This is a genomic window from Mesorhizobium sp. M7A.F.Ca.US.006.01.1.1, assembly GCF_003997935.1.
Classification (GTDB): domain Bacteria; phylum Pseudomonadota; class Alphaproteobacteria; order Rhizobiales; family Rhizobiaceae; genus Mesorhizobium.
This window is the reverse complement of record NZ_RZQL01000390.1, coordinates 1-4,079: the sequence shown is the minus strand read 5'-3', so window position 1 is coordinate 4,079 and position 4,079 is coordinate 1. Positions and strand designations below refer to the sequence as shown.

Annotated in this window: 2 protein-coding genes; both read left to right on the top strand. The window is 66.8% G+C overall.

The genetic code is table 11. From position 1 onward, the window contains the following. The first annotated feature begins 83 nt into the window (after positions 1-83). Positions 84-3,026 carry a cobaltochelatase subunit CobN gene (locus EN943_RS35545; RefSeq protein ID WP_245476102.1) on the top strand — a complete coding sequence of 981 codons (2,943 nt, stop codon included), beginning with the start codon at positions 84-86 and terminating at the stop codon, positions 3,024-3,026. After that, a partial coding sequence (gene cobG / locus EN943_RS35540; protein ID WP_127416447.1) for a precorrin-3B synthase occupies positions 3,023-4,079 on the top strand: 1,057 nt, incomplete at its 3' end. The genes EN943_RS35545 and cobG, both read left to right, overlap by 4 nt.

The following is a 4,079-nucleotide window of genomic DNA, read 5'->3' as shown; positions in this document are numbered from 1 at the left end:
GACCTAAAGAAACGTCGAGTCCGGTCGTATCGACCCCACCCGGCCCTGCGGGCCACCCTCCCCTCGAGGGGGAGGGAAAGGTCGTGCCTATCCTGTTCTATCGTTCGATGCTGCTGGCCGCCGATGTAGCGCCCATCGATGCGATCGTCGGAGCACTGCGGCAGTGCGGCATCAACCCGGTCCCCATCTTCGTCTCCAGCCTCAAGGACCCGGCATCCCTGGCGTTCGTGGAAACCACACTCGCCGCGCTGAAACCCTCGGCAATCATCACCGCGACTGCTTTCGCGTCCGGCGCCGAGCCCGGCAATGAGACCCTGTTCGACCGCGCCGGCGTACCCGTCTTCCAGGTCATCGTCGCCACCACCCGCCGCGACGTCTGGGAGAACAACCAGCGCGGCCTGGCGCCCGCCGACCTTGCCATGCACGTCGTGCTGCCGGAGCTCGACGGCCGCATCCTCGCCGGCGCGATCTCTTTCAAGAGCGAGAGCGAGACCGATCCCGCACTTGGCCACCGCGCCTTCGCCAACCGGCCGGAACCCGATCGCGTGGCGCAGGTGGCGGACCGCATCGCGGCCTTCATCCGTCTGCGGGAGACGTCCCGTGCCAAGCGCAAGCTGGCCATCCTGATACCCGATTATCCCAGCGCCCCCGGCCGCACCGGCTATGCCGTCGGCCTCGATGTGCCGTCGAGTGTGCTGGCCATGCTGCACGACCTGAGCGAACAGGGCTATGGCGTTGAGGGGATTCCGGAGACGCCGCGTGAGTTGCTGGGGCTGCTGGAGCGGGGCAATGATGGGCTTAAGCTAGAAGACTATCTCAACTTCTCTAAGGACGTGTCGGCTGCGGCAATGGCTGCCGTAGAGGCGGCCTGGGGGACGGCGGAAGACGAGAGCGGTTTGCGCGAGGCGCCCCCCTCTGTCCTGCCGGACATCTCCCCCACAAGGGGGGAGATTGAGCTGTCATCTGCGCTTTCGCCAATCTCAAACGTTGCAGGATGGGTGCCGGCGACGGAACTGCCAATCTCCCCCCAAGTGGGGGAGATGTCCGGCAGGACAGAGGGGGGCGCCTCGCGCAAACCTTCCCTATCAAGCAAAAGACACTTCCCCTTCCGCGCTGCCACCTTCGGCAACGTCACCGTAGCACTCGCCCCCGATCGTGGCCGCTCCGTCGACCGCCGCGCCGACTACCACGACCCGACACTGCCCCCGCGCCATGCGCTGATCGCCTTTGGCCTCTGGCTGCGCAAGTCCCTCGGTGTCCACGCGCTTGTCCATGTCGGCGCCCATGGCACGCTGGAATGGCTGCCGGGCAAGACGGTCGCGCTTTCGGAGAACTGCTTTCCCGAAATCGTCACCGGCGCATTACCCGTCATCTATCCGTTCATCGTCTCCAACCCGGGTGAGGCAGCACAGGCCAAGCGGCGCATCGCCGCCGTCACGCTTGGCCATCTGCCGCCGCCACTGACTGGTGCCGGGTTGGATGAAAACCAGCATAAACTCGAGCGACTGGTCGATGAATATGCCCAGGCCGATGGGCTCGACCGCCGCCGCCGCGACCGTCTGGCCAAGCTGATCGTCGACACCGCGCAAAAAACCGGCCTCGCCTCCGAAGCCGGCGTCGCTAGGACCGATGCGCCCGACGAAGCCCTGCGCCGCATCGACGCCTGGCTCTGCGACCTCAAGGATTTTGCCATCAAGGACGGGCTGCATATCTATGGCCGCGCTCCGGAGGACGAGCCCGACGCCATGCGCCGCCAAAGTGCAGCGTCCGAGAAGGCGGCGCTGCTCGCCGCGCTCGATGGCCGCCACGTCAAGGCAGGGCCGGCCGGCGCGCCGGCGCGTGGCCGTTCCGACGTCTTGCCCACCGGCCGCAATCTGTTCACCTCGGACCCGCGCACCATGCCGACGCCGACCGCCTATGATCTGGGCAAGGCAGCGGCGGAAGAAGTCGTGCGCGGCTATATGCAATCGCATGGCGACTGGCCGCGCTCGCTGGTCATCGATCTCTGGGGCTCGGCCTCGCTGCGCACCGGCGGCGAGGAGATCGCGCAAGGCCTGGCGCTGATGGGCTGCCGGCCGCAATGGGATTCGGCGACCGGCCGCATCACCGGCATCGAGGTGCTGCCGCCGGCGGCCCTCGGCCGCCCGCGCGTCGATGTCACCTGGCGCATCTCAGGCCTGTTCCGCGACATGTTCCCGACCCAGATCGCGCTGATCGATGCCGCCGCCAACGCGGTTGCCGCCCGTGACGAGGACGATACGGAAAATCCGCTCGCGGCCAAAACCCGCGCCGACGGCAAGATCAGCCCGCGCATCTTCGGCACCTCACCCGGCACCTACGGCGCCGGCGTCGAGGACCTTTTGTCCAGTGGCGACTGGGCGGCGCGCGAAGAGATCGGCCGCGCCTATCTCGACGCCACATCGCATGCCTATGGCGGTGCCGAGGGCGAAGGGATCTCCGCGCCCGGCGCCTTCGAGGGCCGCCTCGCCGAAGCCGATCTCCTCGTCCACACCGGCGACGACCCCGGCCGCGACATCCTCGAAGGCTCCGCCGACGTCGCCTTCATCGGCGGCTTTTCGGCAGCCTTGGCAACACTCGGCAGAAATGCCGACGTCATCGTGCTCGACACCACGGACCCGCAAAAGCCGAAGCCGCGCTCGGTCAGTGAGGCCGTATCGCGTGTCGTGCGTGCTCGCGCCGTCAATCCACGCTTCATATCAGGCCAGATGCGGCACGGCCCGCGTGGCGCCTCGGAATTCGCCGAAACCGTCGACCGGCTGGTCGACTTCGCCGAAACGACTCACGCCATTTCGGGAACGCTGATCGAGGCAGTGCATGATGCCTATTTGGGCGATCCTTTGGTCCGCGCCTTCATCCTGCGCGAAAACCCCGCCGCGGCAAAAATCATCGCCGAGCGCTTCCTGTCGGCGCGCCGGCGTGGCCTCTGGCATCCCTTGCGCAATTCCATCGACGACGATTTGACAGCCCTGATTGCCGAAGCAGAAGCGCTTGGGGTGGCGGCATGAACGCCTTCTCGCGCCGCGGCGACTGCCCGGCTTTGTCCGCGCCGATGCAAACCGGCGACGGCCTGCTGGTGCGGCTCAATCCGTCTTCTGGAGGCCCGTCTTCTGGAGGCCCATCTTCTGGAGGATTGTCGCCGAAGCTTTTGATTGGACTCTGCGAATCCGCTTTGCGGCATGGCAATGGCATCATGGAGGTCACCGCGCGCGGCAGCCTGCAGATACGCGGGCTGACGGCGGACAGCGCGGCACTGCTGGCGGCGGAGGTCGATGCGCTGGATATTGCGGTTCGCACAGACGTGCCGGTCGAGACCGGGCCGCTGGCCGGCATTGATCCGCAGGAGATTGCCGATCCCCGACCGCTGGCGGAACGGATCAGGGCGGCGGTCGAGGATGCTGGGCTGACGCAACGGTTGGGGCCGAAGGTTTCGGTCGTGGTCGACGGCGGCGGGCAGCTTGGGCTGGATACGGTGACGGCCGATGTGCGGCTTGCCGCAACGCGCACTGGTGCGGGAATCCAGTGGCGGGTGTCTGTCGCGGGTGATGGGCAGAATGCGAGGCCGCTAGCGTTTACTGATGAAGGTGCGGCCCGCGATATCGCAGTCGCGGCTTTAAGAATGATTGCCGAGAAGGGTCGGGAGGCCCACGCAAGGGATCTGTCGGAGAGGCAATTGGCTTCTCTCGCAGGCTGGCATTCTACGGCGCCCCCCTCTGTCCTGCCGGACATCTCCCCCACGAGGGGGGAGATTGCGCTGTCATCGCCGCTTTCGCCAATTACCAGCGTTGCAACGCCCACTGTCCAACCTACTGCAGAGGGAGAGCCGGCGCCCGAACTGCCAATCTCCCCCCTCGTGGGGGAGATGTCCGGCAGGACAGAGGGGGGCGCCGTAGAGCGCGCCCGCTCGCCTATAGGCGTCTTCGACATAAAAACCGCCATCGCCCTCGGCATTGGCCTCCCCTACGGCAGCATGCCGGCGGACAAGATCATTGCGCTCGCCCAACACGCCCTCTCCCTCGGCACAACCGAAATCCGCCTCGCCCCAGGCCGCGCCCTGCTTT